Below are 25154 nucleotides of genomic sequence, written 5' to 3' on the forward strand. Positions count from 1 at the left end.
TTGTTACCCGCATTGATGCCTGTAGAACTGATGCTTGGACTATTCGCAATCGCTGTACCTGTGCCATCAACAAACTTGACACCATCTTTACTTATATTAATGCCACCAGCCGCATCTTTAATAACTAAACCACTGTTATCTAATTTACTATTCCCAGTGGTAACAGAAGTAAAGTTAGGGTTATCGCTGGTTGCAACGGTGATATCCTTACCATTTTGCGTAATTGCAACATTCTTACCTGCAATAAACTTCACTTCTTGGTCTGGGGAAACCTGCGTTGAAGCATTACCTGATACGGTTCCACCAGTTATAGCGCCAGTGTTAACTTTCCAACCTTTATTTGCATTACTTGCAACATCACTTACGATTTTTAATTGGTCTTCTGTTGCTGCTTGACCAGATGTGGCTGTACCACTCCAAGCCTTATTCGTTAATCCGCTAACTGTACCTGTTGTACCATTAATCGTTACAGGGTTCGTTCCGGCACCACTACCGATGGTAATGTTGTTCGCTAGGCCAAGTTGAACACCGCCTGCAACTGTTGTGCTGGTGATGTTACCGTCGCCTTTAACATTAATATCACTGCCCAACGCATAGTTGTTCTTGCCTGTTGTGCCACCAAAGTTGATGCCTTTATCTGCTGTTGTTTTAGCTGCGTCTGCTGTGCTTTTTACACTCGTGATCGCACCATCAATGGTGTTCGAGCTTGTGCCACCAATGTTACTTGTGGTGATTGCACCCGTCGTTGCATCAATGGTCGTGTTGCCGCCAATTGCGGTCTTAACACTATCCGCTACGCCTTGTAACTGACCACCATTCACCGCATCTTTAGAACCAGATGTTATCGCGCCATTCGCAACATTACTGATCTTATTGTTACCCGCATTGATGCCTGTCTTACTGATACTTGGACTATTGGTAACAGGTGTTGTTCCATCTGCCTGTACAAAACTCAAACCATTGTTGTTAATAACTGTACCACCAGCATTAACACTATCAAATTTTACAGAGTCTGCTGTTGCAACAGTAATGCTAGTTCCTGTCCGAGAAAGCTTAATATTTTTGCCATCAATAAATTTAACTTCTGCGTCTTTACCTACGACTGCAGCAGTATCCGAATTGGTGTTTAACTTCCATGTCTGATTTTCTAAGCTAGTTGTACGATTATCAATATTCGTAATAGCATCACCAACATTCGTTTTTGTAGTACCACCTACATTATAAGTTGGGGTTGTAACTGCCCCCGTCGTTGAATTATAAGTTGAACCACCACCTAAAGCAGCAGCAGTATCAGCACCTTGCTTATCTGTTATTACTTTGAATTGTTTTAATTGCGCAACTGTTACGCCATCAGAGTCTACGGCACCATCTGCCAAATTAGTTAGACGACGTTTAACATTGTTAGTGCCATCACCAACTGAAATTGTTCCTTGTGTTGTTGCCCCTACATTTGTTAAAAATGAAGAGCCTGTTTGTGCGGAAGCAACTGATTTTTGCCCTAATGCAATACTATTATCACCTGTGACTTTTGCCTCTGCTCCAATAGCAACACCTGACGTAACACTACTACCAGCTCCTCGCCCAATAGATACAGCATCCGTTTTTGTTGCAATAGAACCACTACCAATTGCAACAGAACCTTCTCCACTTGCTAACGATGTACTACCTATAGCCAAGGCATTATTTGCTAGTGCAGCTGTTGCAGTACCAATAGCAATCGCACGCTGTCCTAATGTGACTGACCCGCCGTGTCCTAAAGATTGATATAATGCATTCGCTTGTTCAGCGGTTAAAGTTTGTCCGTTGTATGATCCACCAGTAATCGCACCAACTGTACCTGTCGTTGCATTACCAGTTCCAGCAGCCTGATTAATTGTTATTGCAACACCATCCACTGTTCCAGTTAGCGTACCGGCAGTCCCTCCTAGGGTATCTTTTACTGTATTAGAACCATTAAAAACTCGAGAACCGACCGTTTTATTAGTTATTGTACCTTGCCCTAAAGACGTTGCTAATTGAATAGGTGCATTTGTACCGCTTGTAACATTCGTTGCACCATTACCAATAGATAAACTTTGTTGTCCCAATGCGGCACCACGGACACCAACCACTGCTGCACCTTGTTCTGTTGCACCAGAGAAGGCCCCTATAGTCATCCCTTCATCTTTTAACGATTGAGAACCACCACCAAAAGCAATTGCGTCCCGCCCAGATGCTTTCGTTTGCCCAACAGTTTGATATGCTGCCCCAGCTTGGCCAGCAACTACAGAAGCATTATCAATATCAGGTGAACCAATCGCAATACCACGATAACCTGTAGCTGTTGCTGAATGGCCAATAGCAAGAGCACCAGTTCCTGTTGCTGCAGCTACATTACCTATAGCTTGAGCATAATCTGCAGTTGCAGCAGATTGACGACCAATTGATAAAGATGTATTTCCTGTCGATAAAGCCGCGGCACCTATTGCTACTGCAGCAACATTATTTGCAGTTGCGTATGTCCCTATAGCAGTAGCTAATCCCTGATTTGCATTTCCAGCAGAAGCACCTGTACCAATCGCAGTATTACCACCAGATGTAGTATCAAAAGTTACTCTGCTGTTACTAGTACTAGTATTATATGGATTGGATCTATCCGCAATTACAGAGTCCTTTGCTCCAGCAATACTAGAACATCCTATTGCTACTCCATTTGTAGTAGTCGCAGATGCTGTACAAGTATTAATATTGGTAATATTAGACCCACTTTTAGTCGGGGTTCCACTAACCTCAGTACCTGCATAAACCCAATTAGGGGCAACAATAGTAATTACTGCTAATGATAAAGTCTTTAAATTTATTGTTTCGGAATGACTCTTCTCATTAGACTCTTCTACAGTCGAAATTCCCCCAACCTTCCCGTTACTACCTTTTACTTTTCCCTTAGCAAGTTCCGAAACCGCTACCCAAGCACCCAATGAGGCGTTCCATACAACCTTATAAACCTTATTCATAATATTTTTCCAAACGCAGATAAAAGTTACAACGTGTTCTGAACCGTACCGGGTTTGTCGGAGACTCAATATTCTGAGAGACTATTCCGATGAAAAAACCAAACTATACCCCCGAAATTAGAGAAAGAGCGGTTCAATTACTAATTGAATCTGAAAAAGATTATCCATCGAATTGGGCAGCAGTTTCCGCAATTGCTCCTAAAATTGGCTGTACTCCTGAAACACTTCGTGTTTGGTATCAAAAATACTTAGATCAACAAAATCCCGCCAAAGTACAACAGGTATCTGACCAAGAAAAAATGAAGCAAATGGAACGTGAAATTAAAGAATTAAAACGTGCCAATGAAATTCTACGTAAAGCAGCCGCTTTTTTCGCCCAGGCGGAGCTCGACCGCCCACACAAATAATGGTGGATTTTATCCATAACAATAAGGCGTTATATGGTGTTGAAGCGATTTGTAGAATTTTACCGATTGCAGCTTCGACCTATTATCGGGCTTTAGATTTCGTTGATAACCCAGAACATCGAGCGAAACGTGCTCTGCATGATTTACATCATGCAGAGCAAATCAAACGTATTTGGAAAGAAAGTTCAGGTCGATATGGTGTACGTAAAGTTTGGCAAAAATTGAAACGTGAGGGTTATGTTATTGCACGTTGTACAGTTGCTCGATTGATGCAAAAGCTAGGTATACAAGGTGTTTGGCGTGGTAAGAATAAACAAACCACCCGTAGCCGAGATGATCAAAAACGAGCAGATGATTTAGTGAAACGGAATTTTAGTGCTGATCGACCTGACCAATTATGGGTCAGTGACTTTACGTATATTCAAACACATTCAGGCTGGGTCTATACCGCCTTTATTATTGATGTGTTCTCACGAGCAATTGTTGGATGGAAAGTATCTACACGGATGAATACAGATATGGTGCTCGATGCATTGGAGCAAGCATTGCACGATCGAGGCATGCCAAAGAATGTGATTCATCATTCCGATAGAGGTGTTCAATATCTTTCTATTCGCTATACCAATCGTTTAGATGCTGCAAATTTACGAGCATCAGTCGGTACGACAGGTGATTCATACGATAATGCTCTGGCTGAAACGGTGAATGGCTTATACAAAACAGAGGTGATTGAATATTTAAAAGCAGATTGGCAAGGTTTAGCAGATGTACAACTTGCGACACTAAACTGGGTAGATTGGTTCAATAAAAAGCGTGTACACAGTGCACTGGGTTATGTATCGCCTTTTGAGTTTGAAGCAATGTACTATGATAAGATTAACCCGTTAGGTCAGGTGGCCTAACTTAAATAAAAAAGTCTCCGACAAACCCGGTACGGTTCAGTCTTTCTTGGTTGAAACTTCGTAGTTAGTACTACCATCTTTATTGGTCGTCTCTTTAACAACAATGTTGTCGCCTTCAGTCACTGTAGTTTTCGCTTTAGTTGCAGCGTCTTTCACATTGCTGATTGCATCATTGATGTTGTTTTCACCTGTACCACCAATGTTGTTGGTGCTGATGCTGCCATCTGGATTAACTGTTGTGTTTCCACCAATGCTGTTCTTGATGCTGTCAGAAATATTCTTGATCTGACCACCATTCACCGCATCTTTTGAACCATTCACAATTGAACCATCAGCAACATTGCTAATGACCTTATTACGAGAACTTTTGATTTGGTTTTTGTTTTGCTTTTTGCGAGTTCTGATGTTGCAACCCATGCGCCAATCGATGCATTCCAAACCACTTTATATACTTTATTCATAAAAATTCTCAGATAATTACTACAGTTATTGATGGTCTAAAAATGCCAATGAGCATTTTTAGTTCGGTGCTAAAAAAAGAGTCGCGGATGCTAATAAAACCAATGAAACTGGTAAAGTATGAATAAACATTTTTATCTATAAAGTGAGATATATTTCTCATATTAACAAAACAAACAATTGATTAAATATTTGATTAAAATAATAAAAATAATTATTTGTTTCATTTTGTTTTTATTGTGTTTTATTTTATAAAGAACATGAAAAATAGAGTAATTACTCTTTAATGTATTAATAAATAATATTCAATACCTCAAACACCCATTAATTATTGGAATAAATAATTAAAACCATATTTGTTAGAATAAATACAGATTGATATATAAGTTATTAATTTTACTTAAAAGTATAAAAAGCTTTGATTTTAGAATTCAGACAGTAAATCAGGTATGATTGCCTTTACCTCAAAACAGTTTTTTTAAACCTTATGAGTCAGACATTAAACACATTAAGAAAACAACTCCGTTCAAAAAGAAGACAACTCTCTCATTACGAACAAAAGAAAGCTGAACAACGTGTTTTGGTTCAACTTAGACAATTTACTCGATTTAAATCCGCATCAAAAATTGGACTTTATTTACATGCCTTTGGTGAAGTACATACCGATCAACTGTTAAAGCTTTGTTTTAGGCAAAATAAACACGTTTACTTGCCCATGATTTGTAATATGAATCAGCATTTAGTTTGGGTAAAAGTGAGCTCGAGACAATATTTAAATAGGAGATTTTCCCATCACCCCCTAGGAATGAAAGAGCCGATGGCAAGTCGTGGCAAACATGTTTCATATTTAGACTTACTCATTATGCCTTTATTGGCTTGTGATCAGTTTGGAACACGTATTGGCATGGGCGGCGGCTATTATGATCGAACCTTGGCATCAGCCAAACATCGTCCTTATCGTCTTGGTCTTGCTCACACATTTCAATATGTTGACACCCCGCTATTAAGGCAGAAATGGGACCAACCATTAAATGCCTTACTTTGCCCTAAAAAGTTTTATTATTTCATGCCTTAGCATGCTTTTTTTCTTATTTCCGCAATGAATCTTGAGTAATTTAGTCTTTTTTTTATATTTTCTAATCCCACCCCCTTGTATTTTTTCAAATGCACATCACTATAAAAAACATGGCAACACCGTTGTCACTCATTAGGAGTGCCCATGTCTGAATATATCTTAAACAATGAAACTAGCTTAGAGCCACAGGTTCCAAGTGTATTACCACTATTAGCGTTACGTGATGTTGTGGTGTATCCACACATGCAAATCGCGCTATTCGTGGGTCGTGAAAAATCGATCAATGCAGTGGATGTGGCTCGTAACAGTGACAATTTAGTATTTGTAGTTGCGCAAAAAGATTCGCTCACAGAAGAAATTGATCACGATAATCTCTATCAATATGGAACCGTGGCTAAGATCGTACAAGTAGTCAATCATGAAAATGATGAAAACTGCATTAAAGTACTTATTGAAGGTCTACATCGTTCTAAGTTAGAACGCATTATTGACGGAGAAGAATACTTAACAGCTGAACATCATTTAAGCCCAATGACATTACCTTTGGACGAAGAGACCCAAGAGACTCGCTTAAATGAATTACGTACCCTATTCGCTCAATATGCAGAAGCGAAACTACGTAATGCACGTGAACTCGTTGCAGCAGCAAACAAAATCGAAGACTTATTGCAATTGATGTTCTTCGTTGCAACTCGTGTACCTTTAAATATTGAAGTGAAACAAAAATTTTTAGAGCACGACGAGTTTGAAGATCACTTACAAGAGTTAATGAGCTATTTGATGAATCAATCTGCTGAACAGCAAATTGAGCAAACGCTGCATGACAGTGTAAAACGCCAAATGGAAAAGAACCAACGCGAATACTTTCTAAATGAAAAGATGAAAGTCATTCAACGTGAGCTTTCCGATATGAATGGCGGTGCTGAAGATGACGTTGCCGAAATTGAAAAACGTCTTGCTGAAGCTGATTTACCTGAACACGTCCGCAAAAAAGCTGAAGCTGAGTTTCGTAAACTGAAAGCGATGCAACCTGCGTCTAGTGAAGCGGCGGTGGTACGTAACTATCTAGAAGTGATTTTAGATACACCTTGGAACAAAGCCAGCAAAGTCAGTATTAACCTTGCGAAAGCCCAGGAAATTCTGGATACAGATCACTACGGCTTAGATGACGTTAAAGATCGTATTGTTGAATACTTGGCGGTTCAGTCTCGCGTTAAGAAACTCAAAGGCCCGATCTTATGCTTGGTCGGCCCTCCAGGGGTTGGTAAGACTTCTCTGGGTGAATCCGTTGCCAAAGCAACTGGTCGTGAGTTTGTTCGGATGGCACTCGGTGGTGTTCGTGACGAAGCTGAAATTCGTGGTCACCGTCGTACTTATATAGGTGCGATGCCAGGTAAAATCGTACAGTCATTGACCAAGGTTGGGGTGAAGAACCCATTATTCTTGCTCGACGAAATCGACAAGATGGCTCAAGACTACCGTGGTGATCCAGCTTCTGCATTGCTTGAAGTCCTTGATCCATCACAGAACAGTAAGTTCAATGATCATTACTTAGATCTTGATCTTGACCTTTCAGAAGTGATGTTCATCTGTACAGCGAACAGTATGAATATTCCTGAAGCCTTACTGGATCGTATGGAAGTGATTCGTCTACCGGGTTATACCGAAGATGAAAAAGTGAATATTGCTGAACGTTACCTTGTTCCAAAAGCAATCAAGAACAATGGCCTACGTACAAAAGAGCTAACTGTTCATGAAGAAGCAATCCGCGATATCGTACAACGTTATACACGTGAAGCCGGTGTCCGTAGCTTAGAACGTGAAGTCTCTAAAATTGCCCGTAAAGTCGTGAAAGAGGCCGTCAGCAAAAAGTCTAAAAACTTACAGATTGACGTCACTTCTGCCAATCTTCCTGAATACCTAGGTCCACATAAGTTTGACTTCGGTATTGCAGAAGATGAAGCACAAGTGGGTCGTGTCAATGGCTTGGCTTGGACTTCAGTCGGTGGTGAGTTACTCACTATCGAAGTAGCAGCAGTAAAAGGTAAAGGTAAATTCATTACTACCGGTTCACTCGGTGATGTCATGAAAGAATCGATTACCGCTGCGATGACTGTGGTACGTACCCGTGCCGATGAATTGGGAATTGAAGCATCACGTTTTGAAGAAACAGATGTCCACGTTCACTTACCTGAAGGTGCAACACCAAAAGATGGTCCATCTGCTGGTTTGGCACTGACCACTGCCCTTGTTTCGGCATTTACAGGTATTCCAATTCGTCCAGATATTGCGATGACAGGTGAAACGAGTCTTGGTGGTCGTGCGATGCGTATTGGTGGCTTGAAAGAGAAACTTCTTGCAGCTCACCGAGGTGGAATTAAACTGGTGTTTATTCCACAAGATAACGTCCGCGATTTAGCCGAGATTCCTGACAATGTGAAAGAAGGACTAGAAATCAAAGCAGTGAAAAGCATTGATGAAATCCTACCTTTAGCTTTGACAGACACGCCAAAACCTTTACCGAAGACACCTATTGTGAAACCGGTAGAAGATGCGAAAGCTGCACGTCACTAAGTAAATGATTGTAAATAAAAGAGAGCTTCGGCTCTCTTTTTTTGTTACACAATGCGGTTGAAAAACAACCAATATCTTGCATAATAAAATAGAGTCGATAAAAATAAAGGCTAAATTTGACTCTGAACTCATTTTAGCGTCATCCGAACTCCAGACGGATGACACTTTGATCGCAGCTCATACGCATTTTGAGCTGCGTTTTTTATGAGTCATTTATTTGAGTCTTTTGTATTATTTATGACTAGATAAACCACGCCCTTCCGCCATAAACCAGTAACAGCGTTATAATAGCTGTCATTTCTTTAATCAAACGCGCTTATGAAAATTCGCATTCTCACCATTGGTCAAAAAATGCCGGCTTGGGTGTTAACTGGGTTTGAAGACTATTTCAAACGTATTCAACCCTTTGTGCAAACGCAAGTCATTGAGCTCCCAATGGCAAAGCGTGGGAAAAATGACTCTGCAGCCGATATTTTAAAATATTGCCAAATTGAGGGTGACAGCATTTTAAATGCACTTAAGCCCAATGAGACTTTGATCGCTTTAGAGGTGGGTGGTCGCGAACTGAGTACAGAAAAACTAGCTGACACGATGAAGCAATGGATGCTCGAAGGCAACGATATTGCGCTTGCGATTGGTGGACCTGATGGTCATTCCGAAGCTGTCCGTAAAACTGCAGCTTGGCATTGGTCACTGTCAAAACTCACCATGCCACATCCAATGGTTCGAATTCTTCTCATTGAACAGCTTTATCGTGCCATGAGTATCAATCATAACCACCCTTATCATCGGGCTTAAACTGTTCTGATTTTAGAACAATATGTTGAATTTTAAGGGATATCATTGCTGTACAGAATTTGTCAGGATAATCATATATCCCCTTTCAGGTGTTTATTTATGGACTTGCAGACTTTACCCGGATTATTTATTTCTCATGGTTCGCCCATGCTGGCACTTGATCCCGAACAAGTGGGTCCTGCACTGTATCGCCTGAGTAGCAACTTACCCAAGCCTCAAGCAATTATCGTCATGTCAGCACATTGGGAAAGCCAAGCTTTAGAAGTCAATACCTCAACACGCCCAGAAACCTGGCATGACTTCCGCGGCTTCCCACCTGAGCTCTACAATATCCGCTATCCTGCAGCGGGTGCACCCAAACTGGCAGAAGAAATATTAGCTTTATTTGCCGAAGCGGGTATTCCAGCTCATGCAAATAGTACTCGTCCACGAGATCACGGCGTTTGGATGCCGCTTTTACACATGTATCCAAATGCGGATATTCCCGTGATTGAAATTTCACTGCCTCTTTATATGAGTGCTGATGATATCTACCGTATTGGAGAAGTGCTTTCACCTTTACGAGCACGACAAATTCTGTTGATTGGTTCAGGCAGCATCACGCACAATCTAGCTGAGTTATCATGGCATGCTGATGCCGATGTACCTACATGGGCCAGTACGTTTCGCAATACTGTCGTCAGTAAACTTAGTCACCAAGATTTTGATGCTGTACTGAATTGGCCATCATTGCCTTATATTGAGCGTAATCACCCAAGCCTTGAGCATCTTGCACCACTATTCTTTGCAATGGGTACGGGTCATCGTTTCAATATTGTGCATAGTAGCTTCTCGATGGGTTCATTGGGAATGGACATTTATCGTTTTGACTAAATAACCAACTACATCACAAAATTACAAAATAGGCTTGAACCAAATAGCAGCAAGCCTATAAATCTTCTATATTTTCCAAAATTTTACAAATAGAAACATTTAACGAACTTAACTCCTAAACGGATACCATGTTCTCTTTTTAAGAATACTTTAAGCTTATGTCTGTTATTTACTTATCGTTGTTTTGAATATGAAAATCAAATATTTAGTTCTTGCATTAATTCCGCTTTCGTTAATGGCGTGCCAAACTGTGCAAAATGTGACTGATAATGTAATTTCTCAAATTAATACAACTGCTGCAAAAAACTTAGTTGAATATAACTGGACTTATCAAGGTTCTAAAGCATCAAAACCTTTGGTTTTATCATTTAATGCTGATCAACAACTTGCAATCCAAACAGGTTGTAATAACCAAGGTGGTACTTGGAAAATTGAAGGCAATAAAATTGTAACCTCTCCACTTGTATCTACCATGATGGCTTGTGCTGATGATTTAATGCAGCAAGAACGTTTATCTGCTGACATCTTTAGTGAGAAAAAGGTACCATTTGAAATCAGCACAGTGAATGGTCAAGCTATTTTGACTGTAACAGATAGCAAAGGTCAAAAACATGTATTTACAGGTGCAAAAGTGGCAAATAGCAATGTATTAACCAACTACACATGGTCATATCAACCTGCTGATACTAAACGCCCGATCGTATTAAGCTTCTTGGACAATGATCGTTTATCTGTAAACACAGGTTGTAACCGTCTCAACACATCATGGAAAGTTGAAAATGGTTTGATCGTTACAGGTGATGGCGCATCTACATTAATGGCATGTGAGCCAGCATTGATGAAGCAAGAACAATTTGCAGGTGAGCTTCTACAAAAACGTCAAATCGCGTTTGAAGTCAATGCAGCGAATCCAGAGCAACCAACCTTAGTGATTGCTGATGCCAAAGGTCAAAAATATACTTTTGTAGGTAAAATGACACCTGAAGCAAAATACCAGTCTGAAGGTAAAACAGTTTTCCTCGAAATTTCACCAGAAACTAAATCATGCACAGGTGTTGCACCACAAACCTGTATGCAAGTTCGTGAAATTAAATATGATGACAAAGGTTTAAAAACTTACGCAGACAAAAACTGGTCATTGTATTACGGTCAAATCGAAGGTTTTGAGCACAATCCACAACAACGTGTGATTGTACGTGTTAAACGTTTTGACATTAAAAACCCTGCTGCTGACCAATCAAGTATTGCAGACGTACTCGATATGGTTGTTGAACAAGAAATTGTGAAAAAACCATAATTTAATCGTATATATAAAAAATCCGATGCTTTGTCATCGGATTTTTTATGGCAATCCCTCTTTAATAAAGAAGGATTGAGAGAGATTTTTAATAAATTCCCTGCGCGAGAATGGCATCGGCAACTTTTACAAAACCCGCAATATTCGCACCATCGACATAGTTGATCGTACCATCTTGCTGAGTCCCATATTTGACACAGTTGCGGTGAATCTCTTTCATAATCGCATGCAAGCGTTCGTCGACCTGTTCAAATGACCAGCCCAAACGATTCGCATTTTGCGACATTTCCAGACCCGAGGTTGCAACACCACCCGCATTCGAGGCTTTCCCTGGCGCATACAAAATCTTTGCTGCAATAAATTTTTCAACGGCAGCAAGCGTTGATGGCATATTGGCACCCTCTGCAACACAGATAACACCATTTGCCAATAAAGTTATAGCATCCTCAGCATCCAACTCATTCTGAGTTGCACAAGGGAGCGCGATATCAACTGGAATATGCCACGGTGTTTTTCCTTCAAAGTATTCAAAACCATGTTTCGAAGCAAACTCGGAAATACGACCACGTTGGATGTTTTTCAGATCCATGACTTCTTCCAGCAACGCTTTAGTAAAGCCATTTTTTAAATAAACCGTGCCATTTGAATCCGATAGCGTAATGACTTTAGCCCCTAAGAACATCGCCTTTTCAGCAGCATACTGTGCAACATTGCCTGAACCTGAAATCGATACTGTTTTATTGGCAAAGCTCTCACCACGGATTTTCAACATTTCTTCAGCAAAATATACTGTGCCATAGCCTGTCGCTTCTGGTCGTGCCAATGACCCCCCAAATGAAATCCCTTTGCCCGTGAATACGCATGAGGTGTCATTACTGAGCTTCTTCATCATGCCTGTCATATAGCCGACTTCACGACCACCGACGCCAATATCTCCTGCCGGGATATCTGTATTCGGACCTAGATGTCGATATAACTCAAGCATCAAAGCTTGGCAAAAACGCATAATCTCAGCTTCAGATTTGCCTTTAGGGTCAAAATCTGCCCCTCCTTTGCCACCGCCCATAGGTAAAGTTGTTAGTGAATTTTTAAAGGTTTGCTCAAAACCTAAAAACTTTAAAATAGATAAATTAACAGAAGGATGGAAACGCATCCCGCCTTTATATGGCCCAATCGCTGAATTGTATTGCACACGAAAACCACGATTGACATGAGTCTGGCCTTGATCATCCATCCATGACACGCGGAATTGAATCACCCGCTCAGGTTCAACCAATCGCTCTAACAAACCATACTGAGCATATTTAGGGTTCTTCTCAATAAATGGCCACAAGCTGGTCATGACCTCTTCAACCGCCTGTAAAAATTCAGGCTGATAAGGATCTCTTGCTTTAACATAATCCAGAAAGTCATTTAAGCTATTGTATTTCAACATTCACCCCCGAGTTAATGAATTATCTTGGTGCGAAAAATGCACCAAAACAGGATTCTGTCCCTATTAAATACAGATTACTATTTCATCACAATATTTTTTTTACATTCAACTTTTTTATCAATCAAAATCATAAACTTGAATCAAAAAATGTTCGTTATTTATATAATAAATATAAGTAAATTCAGTTTAAAAAATACCAATATTTTCATACCACAGCTCAAGAAACTCCATTTATACATAAAAATGCACCAAAAATTTTCACTATTAGCACCATTGTTAAGCATTCCATTTTTTCTATTTTTCATTTTGATATTTGAGATTGCGTCGCCGTGCTAAAGCATTATTTGCTATACTAAGCTCCCTATTTTTTTGCTTCATTCTTGATACATGTCACCTTCTGCACAACACGCACTTATTGTCCAAATTGACCAGCTTTTACCACAGACACAATGTGGTTTATGTGGACATCGTGACGGCTGTTTACCTTATGCAAAATCAATTGCTGAAGGTGAAGAAGCAAATAAATGTGTGCCTGGTGGACAGCCCGTTGCAGATGCACTCGCAGCGTTATTAAAACGTGCTCCCCTAACAGCTGAACCGAGTGTTTGGGATATTCAAGCTGATGGTCGACCACAACGGATCAAGGCAGTCATTCGTGAAGATGAATGCATTGGCTGTACCAAATGTATTAGTGCCTGTCCTGTCGATGCGATTATTGGTAGCGGCAAATTAATGCACAGCATTTTGACTGACCTGTGTACTGGTTGTGAATTATGTATTCCACCTTGTCCTGTGGATTGTATTGATCTGGTTGCAGATACCAAGCCATTACCAACCACAGACCAACGTACAGCTGAACAGGATGATTTAAGACAGCGTTATTACGCCCATATCCAACGCGAAGAAGCACGCCGTCTCAGCCGTAAAGGGCCAATTGTTCGTGCAGAAATTGATGTTGAATTCTTTGCTCAGTTCTCTCAAGCATTGAACAATGTTCCTGTGATTACCCTGACGGAGAAACCCAAAGAAAGCACGACGTTGGATGCAAAAACAACCATTGAACTGGCTAAACTACGCACCCAAGTTAAAAAACTGGAAAAGCAGCTCAGTGTTCGTGCCGATGAGTCAAAGCAAGCACAATTGCTTGCTTTACAACAACGTTTAAATGAATTGCAGGACATCTAAATGCCCGTAAAAAATATGACCAAAAAGCAGATTCAGACTTTTTTTGAACGTTTGCGTGAACAACGACCTCATCCACAGACTGAGCTGAACTATTCCTCTCCTTTTGAGTTACTGATCGCTGTGTTGCTGTCTGCCCAAGCAACCGATGTTAGTGTCAATAAAGCAACGGATAAACTCTATCCTGTTGCCAATACCGCTCAGGCTATATTGAATCTTGGGGTCGATGGGCTAAAACAATATATCAAGACCATTGGCTTATATAACTCCAAAGCCGAAAATGTGATTAAAACCTGTCAGATCCTGGTCGATCAATATCAAGGACAAATCCCAGAAACACGCAAAGAGCTGGAAGCCCTACCAGGCGTGGGACGTAAAACAGCAAACGTCGTGCTTAATACTGCCTTTGGTCAACCGACCATGGCCGTTGATACCCATATTTTCCGTGTAGGCAACCGTACCGGACTCGCGGTTGGAAAAAATGTTTTAGAAGTGGAAGATCGCTTGATTAAAGTGATTCCGAAAGAATTTATCATTGATGCACATCACTGGCTGATCTTGCATGGACGTTATTGTTGTATTGCACGTAAACCCAAATGTGGCGAATGTATCGTTTCCGATGTTTGCAATTGGCCTGATCGATTTGAGTTTGGCGCCAATAAAACCATTGCAATAAAAAACCTCAGTTAATCCTGAGGTTTTTTTTGCTGTTGCAGTTTTGGATGCAACTGGCGGGTTTTGCCATTTTTCTTATTTTCTAAAGCTTGCTGCTGTTGTACATGACGCAGCATTTTTTGGCTTTGATATAACAAAAATAAGAGTAATACAAAACTCAGGATAACCACTAAGATCAGAACAACTTTGAGCACGGGTTTTCTCCAAATAAAAAGAGCCCTACGTTAAGAGCTCTTTTAAAAATCAATAGCTTAAATTATTTATCTAAGATTGCAAATAAATCAGCTTGAACATTTTCAATTGGACGTAAACCATCTAACTTGTCATACGTCGGCGCATTTTCACCAGAAGCAGCACGGCCTTGATAGAAGCCAACCAATTGCTCAGTTTCGCTGTGGTAAGAGCCAAGACGCTTACGAATCGTTTCTTCTTGGTCATCTGGACGTTGAACAAGGTCTTCACCTGTTTCATCATCTTTACCTTCCACTTTTGGTGGGTTGTAAACGATGTGATAAACACGACCCGATGCTGGGTGTTGACGACGACCAGAAAGACGTTGCACGATTTCTTCGTCAGGTACAGCAATCTCAATCACGTGATCAATGCTAATTCCAGCTGTTTCTAATGCTTCAGCTTGTGGAATCGTGCGTGGAAAACCGTCAAAGATACAACCATTTTCACAGTCAGGCTGAGCAATACGTTCTTTAACCAAGCCAATAATCAGCTCATCAGAGACCAAACCACCTGACTCCATGACGCTTTTCGCTTTTAAGCCAAGTTCAGTACCTTCACGAATTGCAGCACGGAGCATATCACCGGTTGAAATTTGTGGGATATTGTAGCGCTTACAGATCAACTGAGCTTGAGTACCTTTGCCTGCCCCAGGTGGTCCGAGTAAAATAATGCGCATAAAAGAACATCCTCATTTAAAAACAATAAATCTTAAATTGAGCAATATCATACAGACTTATCACTCAACCAACATCAAATTAATTATAAGAAAGCAACAAATAAGTGAATTAAACCAGCAAAGAAACCAGTTACTCCACCCAGTACAATCAAGATCCACTCATCTTCTTGGAACGCAGGACGCAATAGGTTCTGGAACTCTTTCGGTGTTAGTTCACGGATGCGGTCTCTAAACATTTGAAAGATCTTCTGCGCGCGACTTGCATTCAGAGCTGGGTCACATACTGGTCCCATGGTAATTTCAATTGAGCGATCAATCAAGTCGGTCTTGAGTCTAGCATACTCTCTTGGCCCTAATGATAGCTGTAATGAGGTTCTGACCAATGGAGTTTCCATGATTTCATTGATATGACGCTTGACAATACGACGTGTTTTGTCTTTTTTACTGCCGTACATCATTTCTGTCATGATTGACTTTAAAGTAATTAAATCTTCAGTCACGACACTGGCAAACACATCTGAAACCTCCTCCTGACGCTTCATAAAGGCACCTTGAACATTATAAGTACCAATCTTCAAGACAGGCACAATCCAAGGAAATTTACGATCTTTAGTCAAGCGGAAAATCTGTGGGTAACGAATATAGTGCGGCTCAATTGGGTTAAACACCATCCAGATGGCAATCCAGTTGGTTAAAAAGCCCCAGATCGCCGCCCAAAACGGTACGGTCCAGTGCCAAGGCACCACAAACCATACGATCATTTGAAAAATACCAAAGAACATCCCGATTAAGGCGCTGATATGCCAAATAAAATTGATCTCTTTCTGACCCACTTTCAGAAACATTCGCACCATTAAACGGCGGTCACCTTCCATTTGGCTGACCACCATTTCACGCATATCCACCAGTGACTCAACGTTCATGGTCAGCTCAGTCACTAGTTCTCTTAAGGTATTTGGTAATTGTTTATGGGCTTGTGCATAGATACGGCGTTTAATTGAATAAGGCAGGTTTTCCCAGAGCACCGCATTGCGATCAATCATCACCTCATCAATCAGATGCTCAAGTTCAAAACCGACTTGTTCACCAATAATCATTGCCATATCTTCTGGGTCCATGGCTTCTAAAAATTCACGCAAGGAACCCAGTTTAGATAAAGTATTATCGGTAATAATGCCTGAAATACGTCCAGCTTTCCGTGGCACAATCCCTTGCCAACCTACAGGTAATGGTCCTAAATGGAATCCCCAAAAGTTGATTGGGTAAAATACCATTTTCAATGCCATCCACACGTGCGCCCATGTTACAAAGGCGGTCACAGGGATGATACTCAAGACTGCCAGATGGTCAGGTCGATTTAGGAAAATCTGCCACAATTCATTGACGTAATCAAACATGCATGACTCTCTGAATTATTGATACATGATGGCCTATAAAAGGATGAACGTTAATTTCCTCTTATAAACCAAAACTTAAGGTATAAGAAAACTGAAGGACCGGCTCGGATTTTTTCACCGTATTGCCATTGCCGTCTTCTATTTTTTCTCGTACCCCTGCGCCCACACTGAATGTACTAATACGTTCACTATTCAACCAAACATAAGCAATATCAGCACCCACACCTAAATTGCCCTTTTGCTTACCGCCGTAGTTCTTACTGTCGAGATGTCCCGCATAGACGCCCAGATAATAGCCATTTTTATCTGTTCCCGTTAAATAGTATGGATAGCGGAAGCCAACTTGCGCACCAGGCTCATTGTCATCATTTAAAAATGCGCCTGCTTTGGCATAAGCAATACCATAAGGATTTACCCATTCAAGGTTGGCATGTAATAACTTTTTGGTAAAACCAGCACCCACATTCCATGTTGAAACGTTTGCATCTTTTAATTTAGGCTCAGGCTTAAACGGATTTTCGTCAGCATGGGCTAAGCCTGTAAGTGTTAAAACCGATAATAAAAGGCAAATTTTTCTCATTATTTTCTCCATTTTCCCTAAGAGTGTATTGGAAAATCCTATTTCGAATAGTTTGTGACTTTAACAGAATTATTTTGCTTCTAATATACAAGACCATACAATTTTCATGTCTGCAAAGTCAAAAACTGTCGCAGCATCATTTGCATGATTTGTTGAAAATTCTACAGTATGATCATGCAACTTACGTTAAAATGCGTAGCCTTGTTCCTCTCTCCATTTTTGTAATTAAGTCGACACCCTATGAAACAGCACTTTCCTTTAAAAAATATGCAACAAGAAAAGCGCATTTATAAGGGTCGTATCTTTTTTGCAATCTTTCTGGTGGCGATTTTTCTACTTTTGCTCATCTGTCGTTATGCATATTTACAGATTGTTCATTACGATGATTTTACAACCGCCTCAGATAAAAACCGGATTCGTTTACAGCCTCTAGCACCGGCACGTGGTTATATCTACGATCGTAATGGCGTATTACTTGCCGATAACTACCCAGTGTTCACAGCAACACTTAGCCGTGCCGATGTAGCAGATATTGATGAAACCATTAACCGTTTAATTCCAGTTTTAGGTTTAACTCAGGATGATGTTGATCGTTTTAAAAGCCGTGTCAAAACCGCTCGCAAAACAGAACGTCTTGCAATTAAGCTAAATTTAACGGAAGCGGATATTGCCAAATTCAGTGAAGTCAAATATGCCTTTCCTGGAGTCAAGATCGAAACCCAAATGACGCGTTACTATCCACATGGTGAACTGTTTGCACATGTGATTGGTTATGTGGGTCGTATCAATGATAAAGAACTGAAATCGATTGATAAGGACTTATATGCGGGCACCAACCTGATTGGTAAAATCGGGGTCGAAAAAAGTTATGAAGACTTGTTGCATGGGACGCCAGGCTATGAATCGGTCGAAGCTGATGCACACGGCAATGTCTTGCGTAATTTAGGCCGTCAAAATCCAGCACGTGGTAATGATCTGTATTTATCACTTGATTATGGTCTGCAAACCATTGCAGCAAAACAATTGGCAGATCGTCGTGGCGCAATTGTAGCAATGGATCCACGCACAGGTGAAATTCTGGCTCTCGTCTCTAGTCCAAGTTTCAATCCGAACCTCTTCGTGACAGGCATTAGCTCCAAAGACTATAGCGGCCTCCGTGACAACCTCGACCAGCCCCTCTATAACCGTGCGGTTCAAGGTGCTTATCCACCAGGTTCAACGATTAAACCGATGTTTGGTTTAGGGGGGATTCATTATGGTCTAGTCGATTGGAGTACTGCAATTTCCGATCCAGGTTATTTTTCACTGCCAGGTGACAGCCATCGATTCCGTGACCATAAGAAGACGGGTCATGGTTCAGTGAACATGCATAAAGCTCAGATCGTTTCTTGTGATACTTATTTCTATGTCCTGTCTTATCGAATGGGTATTGAAAAAATGAATGACTGGATGCGTCAATTTGGTTTCGGTGAAAAAACAGGTGTCGACTTGCCAAGTGAAAGTACAGGTCTCTACCCAAGTCCAGAGTGGAAAATGCGAACACGCAAATCCAAATGGCTTAAAGGTGAAACCATCTCAGTCAGTATCGGGCAAGGCGCCTTTACCTCCACGCCTTTACAACTGGCAATGGCAACCGCCATCACTGCCAATAAAGGTTCACATGTGACACCACATGTGCTCAGAGAAACTAAAGGTGCGAAAAAATTTAACGTCCACAATGCACCTGATGGCAAAATTAACTTCAATGGAACAGAACAAGACTGGATCAATATGCATGAAGCCATGGTCGATGTCATTCAATCGGGTACAGGTCGTGGTATCAAAGGCGGATTACAATATTCAATTGCAGGTAAAACAGGAACCGCACAGGTTAAAAGTATTGCCCAAGGTAAACGCTATAACGAAGCTGCGCTGTCTTCTCGACAATGGGACCATGGTTTATTTGTTGGCTTTGCTCCCGCTGATAACCCAGAAATCGCGATTGCCGTGGTATGGGAAAATGGTAAGCATGGTGGTTCAGCCGCCCAACTGGCACGTCCAATATTTGACTACTGGTTAGTAACACGTAAAAAGAACCCACTTCGCCCTGCAGGCCATCAAGTCAGTGGAGGATTAATGACGGCAGGAATTAAACCTGGCGAACTACCAAGTGGCAGTATTGCAACGACGGAACAAAATACACAGGCTGCATCAAGCCCTGTAACGTCTGTATCTGCGGCGGCCTCTAGCCCTGCTGCGAATAATATGCCTCAACCCGCGGATGGAATCACTGAATAATGAAAAATCAATTGCGTATTATTGGTGGTGAATGGAAACGTCGTAGCCTTCCTTTTGCGAGTATTGAAGGTTTACGCCCAACACCAGACCGTGTCCGTGAAACATTATTCAACTGGCTCATGTGGGATATTCAAAATGCACAGGTTTTAGATCTGTGTAGCGGTTCGGGTGCACTCGGCTTTGAGGCACTCTCTCGCGGCGCAGCAAAAGTCGTTATGATTGAGCCCAATCCAGCCCAAGCACGCTTTTTAAAAGATAATATTCAACTGTTAAAAGCAGAAAATTGCCAGTTGCTGGTCACAACAGCACAGTTGGCATTAAACAAGTTAAAAAATAACTTTGATGTCGTATTTCTTGATCCACCTTATGACCTTGATTTATGGCAAGAGCTTGCTGAACTTAGCAATCCGTTGATTAGTGATAAAGCCTTGATTTATGTCGAAGCTGATCGCGACCTAGCGCAACTCAACTTGCCCGCAACATGGCACAAAATCAAAGAAACCAAAGCGGGGATCGTCAGAGCGGGTTTGTATCAAAAAATCAGTTAAAAAATCCGTAACCAGAAAAACCGGATCAGTTGTCCACGATCAAAAGGAAAACTGGACAAATATTCATAACCGATCCGGTTGGTCTGATTCAGTTGATACATCATTCCATAGCCCACTGAAATCGAGAAATCATCCAGAGAAAGACTGCTGGTATCACCCGTCAACATCTTATGGTTAAAATGATTGGTTTGATACGCAGTATAGTTATAGACTCGCCAACGTTCATTTTGAAAAAACTGGTTATGCAAAACGGAATATTCTGTTTTCATCTGAGGATAAGCTGAATCAAACATTTCTTCGGTATCATCATGATCCTCTGCAAAAAAATTGTAGCCATCTGCATAAGACCAAGTCGTGAGGCTGCTCAATAGAGCAAATAAAAAAATGTACTTCAGTTGCATAATCCAGATATTGCTAACGGCGCTTATCTAGCATAACGCTAAAAATTATTTTGTATCAATCAATTAGGGCTTGTTGAGAATTAACAAAGGGTACTGATTAATTTATAATAGTACTATGGATAGATACATACTTACTGATGCCCAATGGGCAAAAATGGAACCTTTTTGCCTAGGTAAAGTGACTGATCGAGGTCGTAGTGGAAAAGATAATCGATTATTTTTAGAAGCAGTCCTATGGATTGCCCGTACAGGCAGTCCATGGCGTGATCTACCTGCTCATTTTGGTAAATGGAATACCGTCTTTAAAAGATACCGTGATTGGGTGAAAGCTGGTGTATTTGAAGCTATTTTTGCATCTGTAAATGAAGATGTTGATTTGGAATACGCCATGATTGATGGAACGATTGTTAAAGTTCATCGACATGGCCAAGGTGCAAAAGGGGGACTTTCAAACAGTCTATAGGTAAATCTCGAGGTGGAATGAGCTGTAAAATTCTTGCCTTAGTGGATAGTCTAGGCAACCTCATTAAGTTTCGATTAATGCCTGGTCAATATCACGATTTAGTAGAAACCAAACCTTTAATCGAAGATGTTGATTTTCAAGCATTACTAGCGGATAAAGCATTTGATGCAGATTGGCTCATCCAAGAACTCAATGAACGTAAAGTGAAAGTGGTGATCCCACCTAAATCTAATCGAAAAGTAATGAGAGCATTTGATACGATTATGTATAAATGGCGTCATCTCATTGAAAACTATTTCTGTAAGTTAAAAGAATTTAAACGTATAGCGATGCGTAGTTGTAAAACAGATACGAGTTTTGAAGCCATGATTCAATTGTGCGCGAGTTTAATTAACTCTCGGTAATTCTCAACAGACCCTAAATCTATTTTTTATCTTTACATCTTGAACCGATTGAAATTTTGCTTAGATCAAATGACTGAGCATCAAAATTTTATCGTGTCAGACATAAATAATTAATTTATAAAATTCATCATATATACAATAATAGCCCCTTTAAAATTTCACTTGATCGATCATGAAACTTTTGTACTTGCTCATTGTCACTGTGGGCTTAACCGGTTGTCTGTTTGGAAAATCAAACGAGGTAAAACGTGCAGAAAAAGTCCTACAGAGTTTTCAATGTAATAATATTGAATCTAGTGAGTTAGCAAACTCATCTATCTCAAATTTTTATCAGCAATCATTGGCTGTCAACAAGGAAAAAGCGGCGTCTTATATCGAACAATATAAAAATGGTGAAGATCTTTTTGACATTCCACTCGATGAGGTTGTAAAACAAAAATATCAACTCTATAAACAAGCATGTCAGGCACTCGGTGGCGTCTCTACAAATAAGGAAAACGTCACTGTAATGGCAACAGAGTAAGCACTATAAATAATTTGCCTGACTGTAACTTAGGATACAGCATGATCGAAAAACAACTGGGGTTAAAACATTATCTTGCACTTGTAACTGTACTTCTGGCGGTTGCGATTGCAAGTATTCAGCCTCTTGAGTTTGAAGCCTATTTACTCCATCAAGCCGGTACCGTTTTGATGCTGATCATACTCATCATCGCGATGAAAAAGATTGGTCTCAGCTTTTATTGTTTTTGTCTCTACCTCGGCTTTCTTCTGATCCATATTTTGGGCGCGCACTACTTATATTCTTATGTCCCGTATAATGACTGGATTGGACAGATTTTTGATTTTGACTTGAATAAAAGTATGGGTTGGTCACGCAACATGTATGATCGGCTGGTTCATTTTGCGTATGGACTTCTGCTCTACCCTTTCTTTTACCGTGGCTTTCAAGTCTGGTTACCTTCAGCCAAATCATTGACCCTATTTTTACTTGTTATTCAATTTGTCATGGCATCCAGCATGTTTTATGAATTGATTGAATGGTGGATAGCAATCAGTTTGTCCCCTGAAGATGCTGAAAATTATAATGGTCAACAAGGCGATATTTGGGATGCACATAAAGATATGTTGCTTGCAACCATCGGGGCAATCTTGATGGGTAGCATCCAGCTACTCAAAGATAAAACGCTTATTCAAAAATAAGCGTTTCTATAGGACATCAGTTAAATAATGGAATGTTGCAGCACGGCCAGTTGATCCAGCGGATCCACCTTGACGGTTTGTGCATAATCAGAATGAACCAAAGCAGAATTACTTGTATTTGTTGTTACAGGCGTCACATTGTGGTTGCTAAGCAGTTGATCCAAAACGCTATCCAACTGATTTGATGTTTGAACTGAAGAAGGTAATAACTCATTCAAATTCGCTTTTTCAGTATTCATCACTGCAGTCTCTGGCAGATTACCGTGAAGCGAATTCAGATCAACCGTATCTGCCAAAGATGCTTTAGCAACGGGTGCCACCACATTAAAACTAAATGCATCACTGACTTCACTTATATTTCCCGCAGCATCAGTCAATGTTAAAGTAATTTTATGTGTCCCTAAACTTAAATCCTGATTAACATTAAAGCTCCATTTGCCATTATCTCCAACCGTTACAGTTCCAATTGGCTGACCATTATCATAGACCGTCAGTAGCGCCTTTGCTTCACCTATGCCTGATAAGGTTGGCTTTGTATCATCGGTATCACCACCAGCAACAATCGGGCCTTTTACTGGGCCAACGTCATCTGTCACCGTTTGTAGTATGGGTTTATTCGGTGCAATCGTGTCTTTTGTTCCAATAACATCAGTCGCATCAGAACGATTGCCGGCAGCGTCTATGATGTAAATTTTACCGATATTTTTATCGGTTAGCGCCGATGATAACGTAATCGTAAACTTTCCGTCTGCTCCCACCGTACCTGAACCATACAATGTTTTACCATCAGCACTTCTAATTTCAATCTTACTGTTTGCTTCTGCCGTTCCAGTCACAGTATCCCCAGCCGCATTGATTTCAGCAACAGCTTTATCAGGGGCAATGGTATCTTTTCCGGCTGTTATTTCAAGTGGCTTAGACTGATTGCCCGCAGCATCCTCTACAACAAGAGAAGCTTTTTGATCCGTCGTTAAGGCAGGTGAAAGTGTAATCTGAAATTTGCCTTGGGCATCTGCCGTTCCACTACCGATAATTTGTCCATCTGCATTTTTAATTTGTATTTTGCCATTGGCTTCTGTCCGCCCCTGAATAGAGTTCCCTTCTTTATTAACCTCAACTAGCGGTTGGTCTGGTGCTACAGTATCTTTTCCAGCAAAGACCTGAGAAGGTTTTGACTTGTTTCCGGCAGCATCTTCAGCAATAACGGTTCCGCCTTTTTCACTTGTTAATGCTGGTGACACATTGATTGAATATAAACCTTCTTTATTTGCGGTGACAGAGCCAAGGAGTTTACCGTCAGCATCATAAATGGATACTTTGGCATTTGCTTCTGCCTTACCTGTGACAATGGTACCGTCTGCATTGAGTTGTGCTGTTGGTGCGTCGGGTGCAATGGTATCTTTATTGCCTGTTACCACAGTTGCTTTCGAGACATTGCCTGCATTATCGACGGCAGTCACACTCACCTTTCCACCATTGACCAAAGGCTGATCCAATTTAACACTATAGTTTCCTTCTGCATCGGCTTGGCCAGTTGCAATCACTTTACCTACAGCGTCTCTAATTACAATTTTTGCTTGGGCTTCTGTTTTACCTGTAATCGTTTGAGTATCTGCACCTAAGTTTGCAGTTGGGGTAACTGGTGGTGTAATGTCAATTGGTTGCGTACTTTTGTTCTTGCCTGCATCATCATCTTTTACAGCCCATAGATACACACCTTCAGCGGCTAAGGCTGCCAGACCAACTTTGAGCAACTGTGATTTACTAATCCCCGATTCATCAGCAGCAGCCGAAGCAGATGCAGCTTGTGTCGTCATCGCTGTATGTTGAAGCTGAGTCGCTTGTGTCATCGTTGAATAACGCACAAACTTTCCTGAATCATCGAACTCCGCAACAGCATAAGTCCCATCACCTTTAGAAAGGGCCAAACTGTGCTCTGTGAGATTGGCTTCGTTATAAAAATCACTGACAATGATTTTCTCACCACTTTTTAGCGTAATAACAAGATCATTACCCTGTTTGACAATTGATTTAATATCACCCTGATTTACACCAATTTGCACAATTGAGGGCTGGTCTAATAGCACTTTTTGCAATTGCGCATCCTGTAAAACATTCGAGTTTTTCTTTGAAAAAACAACGACTCTTGTCATTATTATGCTCACTTATCAATTATATTTTTAAGTACTTTTTAGATTAATGAATAATTAAGTAATTCATCTTGCAGTTAAAATATCAAATGATCTGAATTGCCACAATCTCTTCGATCAAAAGTTTTGTCATGTTTGTTTAATTCACCAA

Annotated in this window: 22 protein-coding genes, 1 pseudogene and 1 other annotated feature; of the genes and pseudogenes, 13 read left to right on the top strand and 10 right to left on the bottom strand. The window is 40.7% G+C overall.

Annotated features, from left to right (window positions below; translation table 11 throughout):
* Positions 1–2993, bottom strand: a 2993-nt coding sequence (locus F895_RS20120) for an ESPR-type extended signal peptide-containing protein (protein ID WP_005243305.1), incomplete at its 3' end; no start/stop codon positions are given.
* Between the two features lie 89 nt (positions 2994–3082).
* Between F895_RS20120 and F895_RS03785 the strand changes: the two genes are divergently transcribed.
* Positions 3083–4302, top strand: a protein-coding gene (locus tag F895_RS03785) for an IS3 family transposase (RefSeq protein WP_107114716.1) whose coding sequence is annotated in 2 segments (ribosomal slippage) — positions 3083–3359 and positions 3359–4302 — 1221 coding nt in all. Because the reading frame shifts where the segments join, the coding sequence is not laid out codon by codon here.
* Positions 3358–3474: a sequence feature (AL1L pseudoknot), on the top strand. Its footprint overlaps the gene before it by 117 nt.
* Positions 4303–4341: 39 nt before the next feature.
* Here the strand turns inward: F895_RS03785 and F895_RS03780 are convergent.
* Both F895_RS03780 and F895_RS20350 read right to left on the bottom strand, forming a co-directional pair.
* Positions 4342–4674 (bottom strand): annotated as a pseudogene (locus tag F895_RS03780) (hypothetical protein); the annotation flags it as partial.
* A complete protein-coding gene (locus F895_RS20350) occupies positions 4620–4763 on the bottom strand; it encodes an ESPR-type extended signal peptide-containing protein (protein ID WP_081401931.1) in 144 nt (47 codons plus the stop codon). The pseudogene F895_RS03780 and the gene F895_RS20350, both read right to left, overlap by 55 nt.
* A gap of 485 nt (positions 4764–5248) precedes the next feature.
* Between F895_RS20350 and F895_RS03775 the strand changes: the two genes are divergently transcribed.
* The 5 genes from F895_RS03775 to F895_RS03755 all read left to right on the top strand — a co-directional run bounded on the left by F895_RS03775 (position 5249) and on the right by F895_RS03755 (position 11378).
* Positions 5249–5836 carry a 5-formyltetrahydrofolate cyclo-ligase gene (locus tag F895_RS03775; RefSeq protein ID WP_005243307.1) on the top strand — a complete coding sequence of 196 codons (588 nt, stop codon included), beginning with the start codon at positions 5249–5251 and terminating at the stop codon, positions 5834–5836.
* 144 nt (positions 5837–5980) lie between these two features.
* Complete coding sequence (gene lon / locus F895_RS03770; protein WP_005243308.1) at positions 5981–8410, top strand: endopeptidase La; 2430 nt, start codon at positions 5981–5983, stop codon at positions 8408–8410.
* Positions 8411–8728: 318 nt separating this feature from the next.
* Complete coding sequence (rlmH, locus tag F895_RS03765; protein ID WP_005243309.1) at positions 8729–9208, top strand: 23S rRNA (pseudouridine(1915)-N(3))-methyltransferase RlmH; 480 nt, start codon at positions 8729–8731, stop codon at positions 9206–9208.
* 99 nt (positions 9209–9307) lie between these two features.
* Positions 9308–10081: a DODA-type extradiol aromatic ring-opening family dioxygenase gene (locus F895_RS03760; RefSeq protein WP_005243310.1), complete on the top strand. Its 774-nt coding sequence runs from the start codon at positions 9308–9310 to the stop codon at positions 10079–10081.
* Positions 10082–10271: 190 nt separating this feature from the next.
* The gene (locus F895_RS03755) at positions 10272–11378 is read left to right on the top strand and encodes an META and DUF4377 domain-containing protein (RefSeq protein WP_005243311.1); all 1107 of its coding nucleotides are present in this window, start codon (positions 10272–10274) and stop codon (positions 11376–11378) included.
* Positions 11379–11466: 88 nt separating this feature from the next.
* On the opposite strand, the gene gdhA is transcribed toward F895_RS03755, so the two are convergent.
* Positions 11467–12813 (bottom strand): NADP-specific glutamate dehydrogenase, encoded by a 1347-nt coding sequence (gene gdhA / locus F895_RS03750; RefSeq protein WP_005243312.1) that lies wholly within the window; start codon positions 12811–12813, stop codon positions 11467–11469.
* Between the two features lie 387 nt (positions 12814–13200).
* Here gdhA and F895_RS03745 point away from each other — a divergent pair, with 387 nt between their 5' ends.
* Both F895_RS03745 and nth read left to right on the top strand, forming a co-directional pair.
* Complete coding sequence (locus F895_RS03745; RefSeq protein WP_005243313.1) at positions 13201–13998, top strand: RnfABCDGE type electron transport complex subunit B; 798 nt, start codon at positions 13201–13203, stop codon at positions 13996–13998.
* Complete coding sequence (gene nth, locus F895_RS03740; protein WP_005243314.1) at positions 13999–14685, top strand: endonuclease III; 687 nt, start codon at positions 13999–14001, stop codon at positions 14683–14685.
* Here nth and F895_RS03735 read toward each other — a convergent pair.
* The 4 genes from F895_RS03735 to F895_RS03720 all read right to left on the bottom strand — a co-directional run bounded on the left by F895_RS03735 (position 14682) and on the right by F895_RS03720 (position 17557).
* Positions 14682–14864 (bottom strand): hypothetical protein, encoded by a 183-nt coding sequence (locus tag F895_RS03735; RefSeq protein WP_005243315.1) that lies wholly within the window; start codon positions 14862–14864, stop codon positions 14682–14684. The genes nth and F895_RS03735 overlap by 4 nt on opposite strands.
* A 62-nt stretch (positions 14865–14926) precedes the next feature.
* The gene (gene adk, locus F895_RS03730) at positions 14927–15580 is read right to left on the bottom strand and encodes an adenylate kinase (protein WP_004652141.1); all 654 of its coding nucleotides are present in this window, start codon (positions 15578–15580) and stop codon (positions 14927–14929) included.
* 83 nt (positions 15581–15663) lie between these two features.
* Entirely contained in the window at positions 15664–16977 is a 1314-nt protein-coding gene (locus F895_RS03725; RefSeq protein WP_004652140.1) for a DUF445 domain-containing protein, read from the bottom strand.
* A 61-nt stretch (positions 16978–17038) separates the two neighbouring features.
* A complete protein-coding gene (locus F895_RS03720) occupies positions 17039–17557 on the bottom strand; it encodes a hypothetical protein (protein ID WP_005243317.1) in 519 nt (172 codons plus the stop codon).
* A 240-nt stretch (positions 17558–17797) separates the two neighbouring features.
* Here F895_RS03720 and mrdA point away from each other — a divergent pair, with 240 nt between their 5' ends.
* Positions 17798–19834 carry a penicillin-binding protein 2 gene (mrdA, locus tag F895_RS03715; protein ID WP_005243319.1) on the top strand — a complete coding sequence of 679 codons (2037 nt, stop codon included), beginning with the start codon at positions 17798–17800 and terminating at the stop codon, positions 19832–19834.
* Positions 19834–20382, top strand: a complete 549-nt coding sequence (gene rsmD / locus F895_RS03710; RefSeq protein WP_005243320.1) for a 16S rRNA (guanine(966)-N(2))-methyltransferase RsmD — start codon at positions 19834–19836, stop codon at positions 20380–20382. Before mrdA ends, rsmD begins: the two co-directional genes overlap by 1 nt.
* Here rsmD and F895_RS03705 read toward each other — a convergent pair.
* Positions 20379–20783 carry a hypothetical protein gene (locus F895_RS03705; RefSeq protein ID WP_005243322.1) on the bottom strand — a complete coding sequence of 135 codons (405 nt, stop codon included), beginning with the start codon at positions 20781–20783 and terminating at the stop codon, positions 20379–20381. The two genes, rsmD and F895_RS03705, sit on opposite strands and share 4 nt — an antisense overlap.
* Positions 20784–20898: 115 nt before the next feature.
* Between F895_RS03705 and F895_RS19655 the strand changes: the two genes are divergently transcribed.
* The 3 genes from F895_RS19655 to F895_RS03685 all read left to right on the top strand — a co-directional run bounded on the left by F895_RS19655 (position 20899) and on the right by F895_RS03685 (position 22853).
* Positions 20899–21650 (top strand): IS5 family transposase gene (locus tag F895_RS19655; RefSeq protein ID WP_111828215.1). Its coding sequence is split into 2 segments (ribosomal slippage): positions 20899–21235 and positions 21235–21650, totalling 753 coding nucleotides; the frame shifts between segments, so codons are not numbered across the junction.
* Between the two features lie 172 nt (positions 21651–21822).
* Positions 21823–22173: a hypothetical protein gene (locus tag F895_RS03690; RefSeq protein ID WP_005243328.1), complete on the top strand. Its 351-nt coding sequence runs from the start codon at positions 21823–21825 to the stop codon at positions 22171–22173.
* 41 nt (positions 22174–22214) lie between these two features.
* Positions 22215–22853 carry a DUF2238 domain-containing protein gene (locus F895_RS03685; protein WP_005243330.1) on the top strand — a complete coding sequence of 213 codons (639 nt, stop codon included), beginning with the start codon at positions 22215–22217 and terminating at the stop codon, positions 22851–22853.
* Between the two features lie 20 nt (positions 22854–22873).
* Here F895_RS03685 and blp2 read toward each other — a convergent pair whose 3' ends face one another.
* Positions 22874–25006: an Ig-like repeat protein Blp2 gene (gene blp2 / locus F895_RS03680; RefSeq protein ID WP_005243332.1), complete on the bottom strand. Its 2133-nt coding sequence runs from the start codon at positions 25004–25006 to the stop codon at positions 22874–22876.
* Positions 25007–25154 lie beyond the last annotated feature (148 nt).

The organism is Acinetobacter sp. CIP 64.2, assembly GCF_000369645.1.
GTDB lineage: Bacteria > Pseudomonadota > Gammaproteobacteria > Pseudomonadales > Moraxellaceae > Acinetobacter.

Bases quoted from the DNA above. Each gene is read 5' to 3' on its own strand.
- adk (WP_004652141.1), bottom strand. From the start codon at position 15,580: ATGCGCATTATTTTACTCGGACCACCTGGGGCAGGCAAAGGTACTCAA.
- F895_RS20350 (WP_081401931.1), bottom strand. From the start codon at position 4,763: ATGAATAAAGTATATAAAGTGGTTTGGAATGCATCGATTGGCGCATGG.
- F895_RS03705 (WP_005243322.1), bottom strand. From the start codon at position 20,783: ATGCAACTGAAGTACATTTTTTTATTTGCTCTATTGAGCAGCCTCACG.
- F895_RS03755 (WP_005243311.1), top strand. From the start codon at position 10,272: ATGAAAATCAAATATTTAGTTCTTGCATTAATTCCGCTTTCGTTAATG.
- blp2 (WP_005243332.1), bottom strand. From the start codon at position 25,006: ATGACAAGAGTCGTTGTTTTTTCAAAGAAAAACTCGAATGTTTTACAG.
- F895_RS03775 (WP_005243307.1), top strand. From the start codon at position 5,249: ATGAGTCAGACATTAAACACATTAAGAAAACAACTCCGTTCAAAAAGA.
- rlmH (WP_005243309.1), top strand. From the start codon at position 8,729: ATGAAAATTCGCATTCTCACCATTGGTCAAAAAATGCCGGCTTGGGTG.
- F895_RS03690 (WP_005243328.1), top strand. From the start codon at position 21,823: ATGAAACTTTTGTACTTGCTCATTGTCACTGTGGGCTTAACCGGTTGT.
- F895_RS03760 (WP_005243310.1), top strand. From the start codon at position 9,308: ATGGACTTGCAGACTTTACCCGGATTATTTATTTCTCATGGTTCGCCC.
- nth (WP_005243314.1), top strand. From the start codon at position 13,999: ATGCCCGTAAAAAATATGACCAAAAAGCAGATTCAGACTTTTTTTGAA.
- gdhA (WP_005243312.1), bottom strand. From the start codon at position 12,813: ATGTTGAAATACAATAGCTTAAATGACTTTCTGGATTATGTTAAAGCA.
- F895_RS03720 (WP_005243317.1), bottom strand. From the start codon at position 17,557: ATGAGAAAAATTTGCCTTTTATTATCGGTTTTAACACTTACAGGCTTA.
- F895_RS03685 (WP_005243330.1), top strand. From the start codon at position 22,215: ATGATCGAAAAACAACTGGGGTTAAAACATTATCTTGCACTTGTAACT.
- lon (WP_005243308.1), top strand. From the start codon at position 5,981: ATGTCTGAATATATCTTAAACAATGAAACTAGCTTAGAGCCACAGGTT.
- mrdA (WP_005243319.1), top strand. From the start codon at position 17,798: ATGAAACAGCACTTTCCTTTAAAAAATATGCAACAAGAAAAGCGCATT.
- F895_RS03745 (WP_005243313.1), top strand. From the start codon at position 13,201: ATGTCACCTTCTGCACAACACGCACTTATTGTCCAAATTGACCAGCTT.
- F895_RS03725 (WP_004652140.1), bottom strand. From the start codon at position 16,977: ATGTTTGATTACGTCAATGAATTGTGGCAGATTTTCCTAAATCGACCT.
- rsmD (WP_005243320.1), top strand. From the start codon at position 19,834: ATGAAAAATCAATTGCGTATTATTGGTGGTGAATGGAAACGTCGTAGC.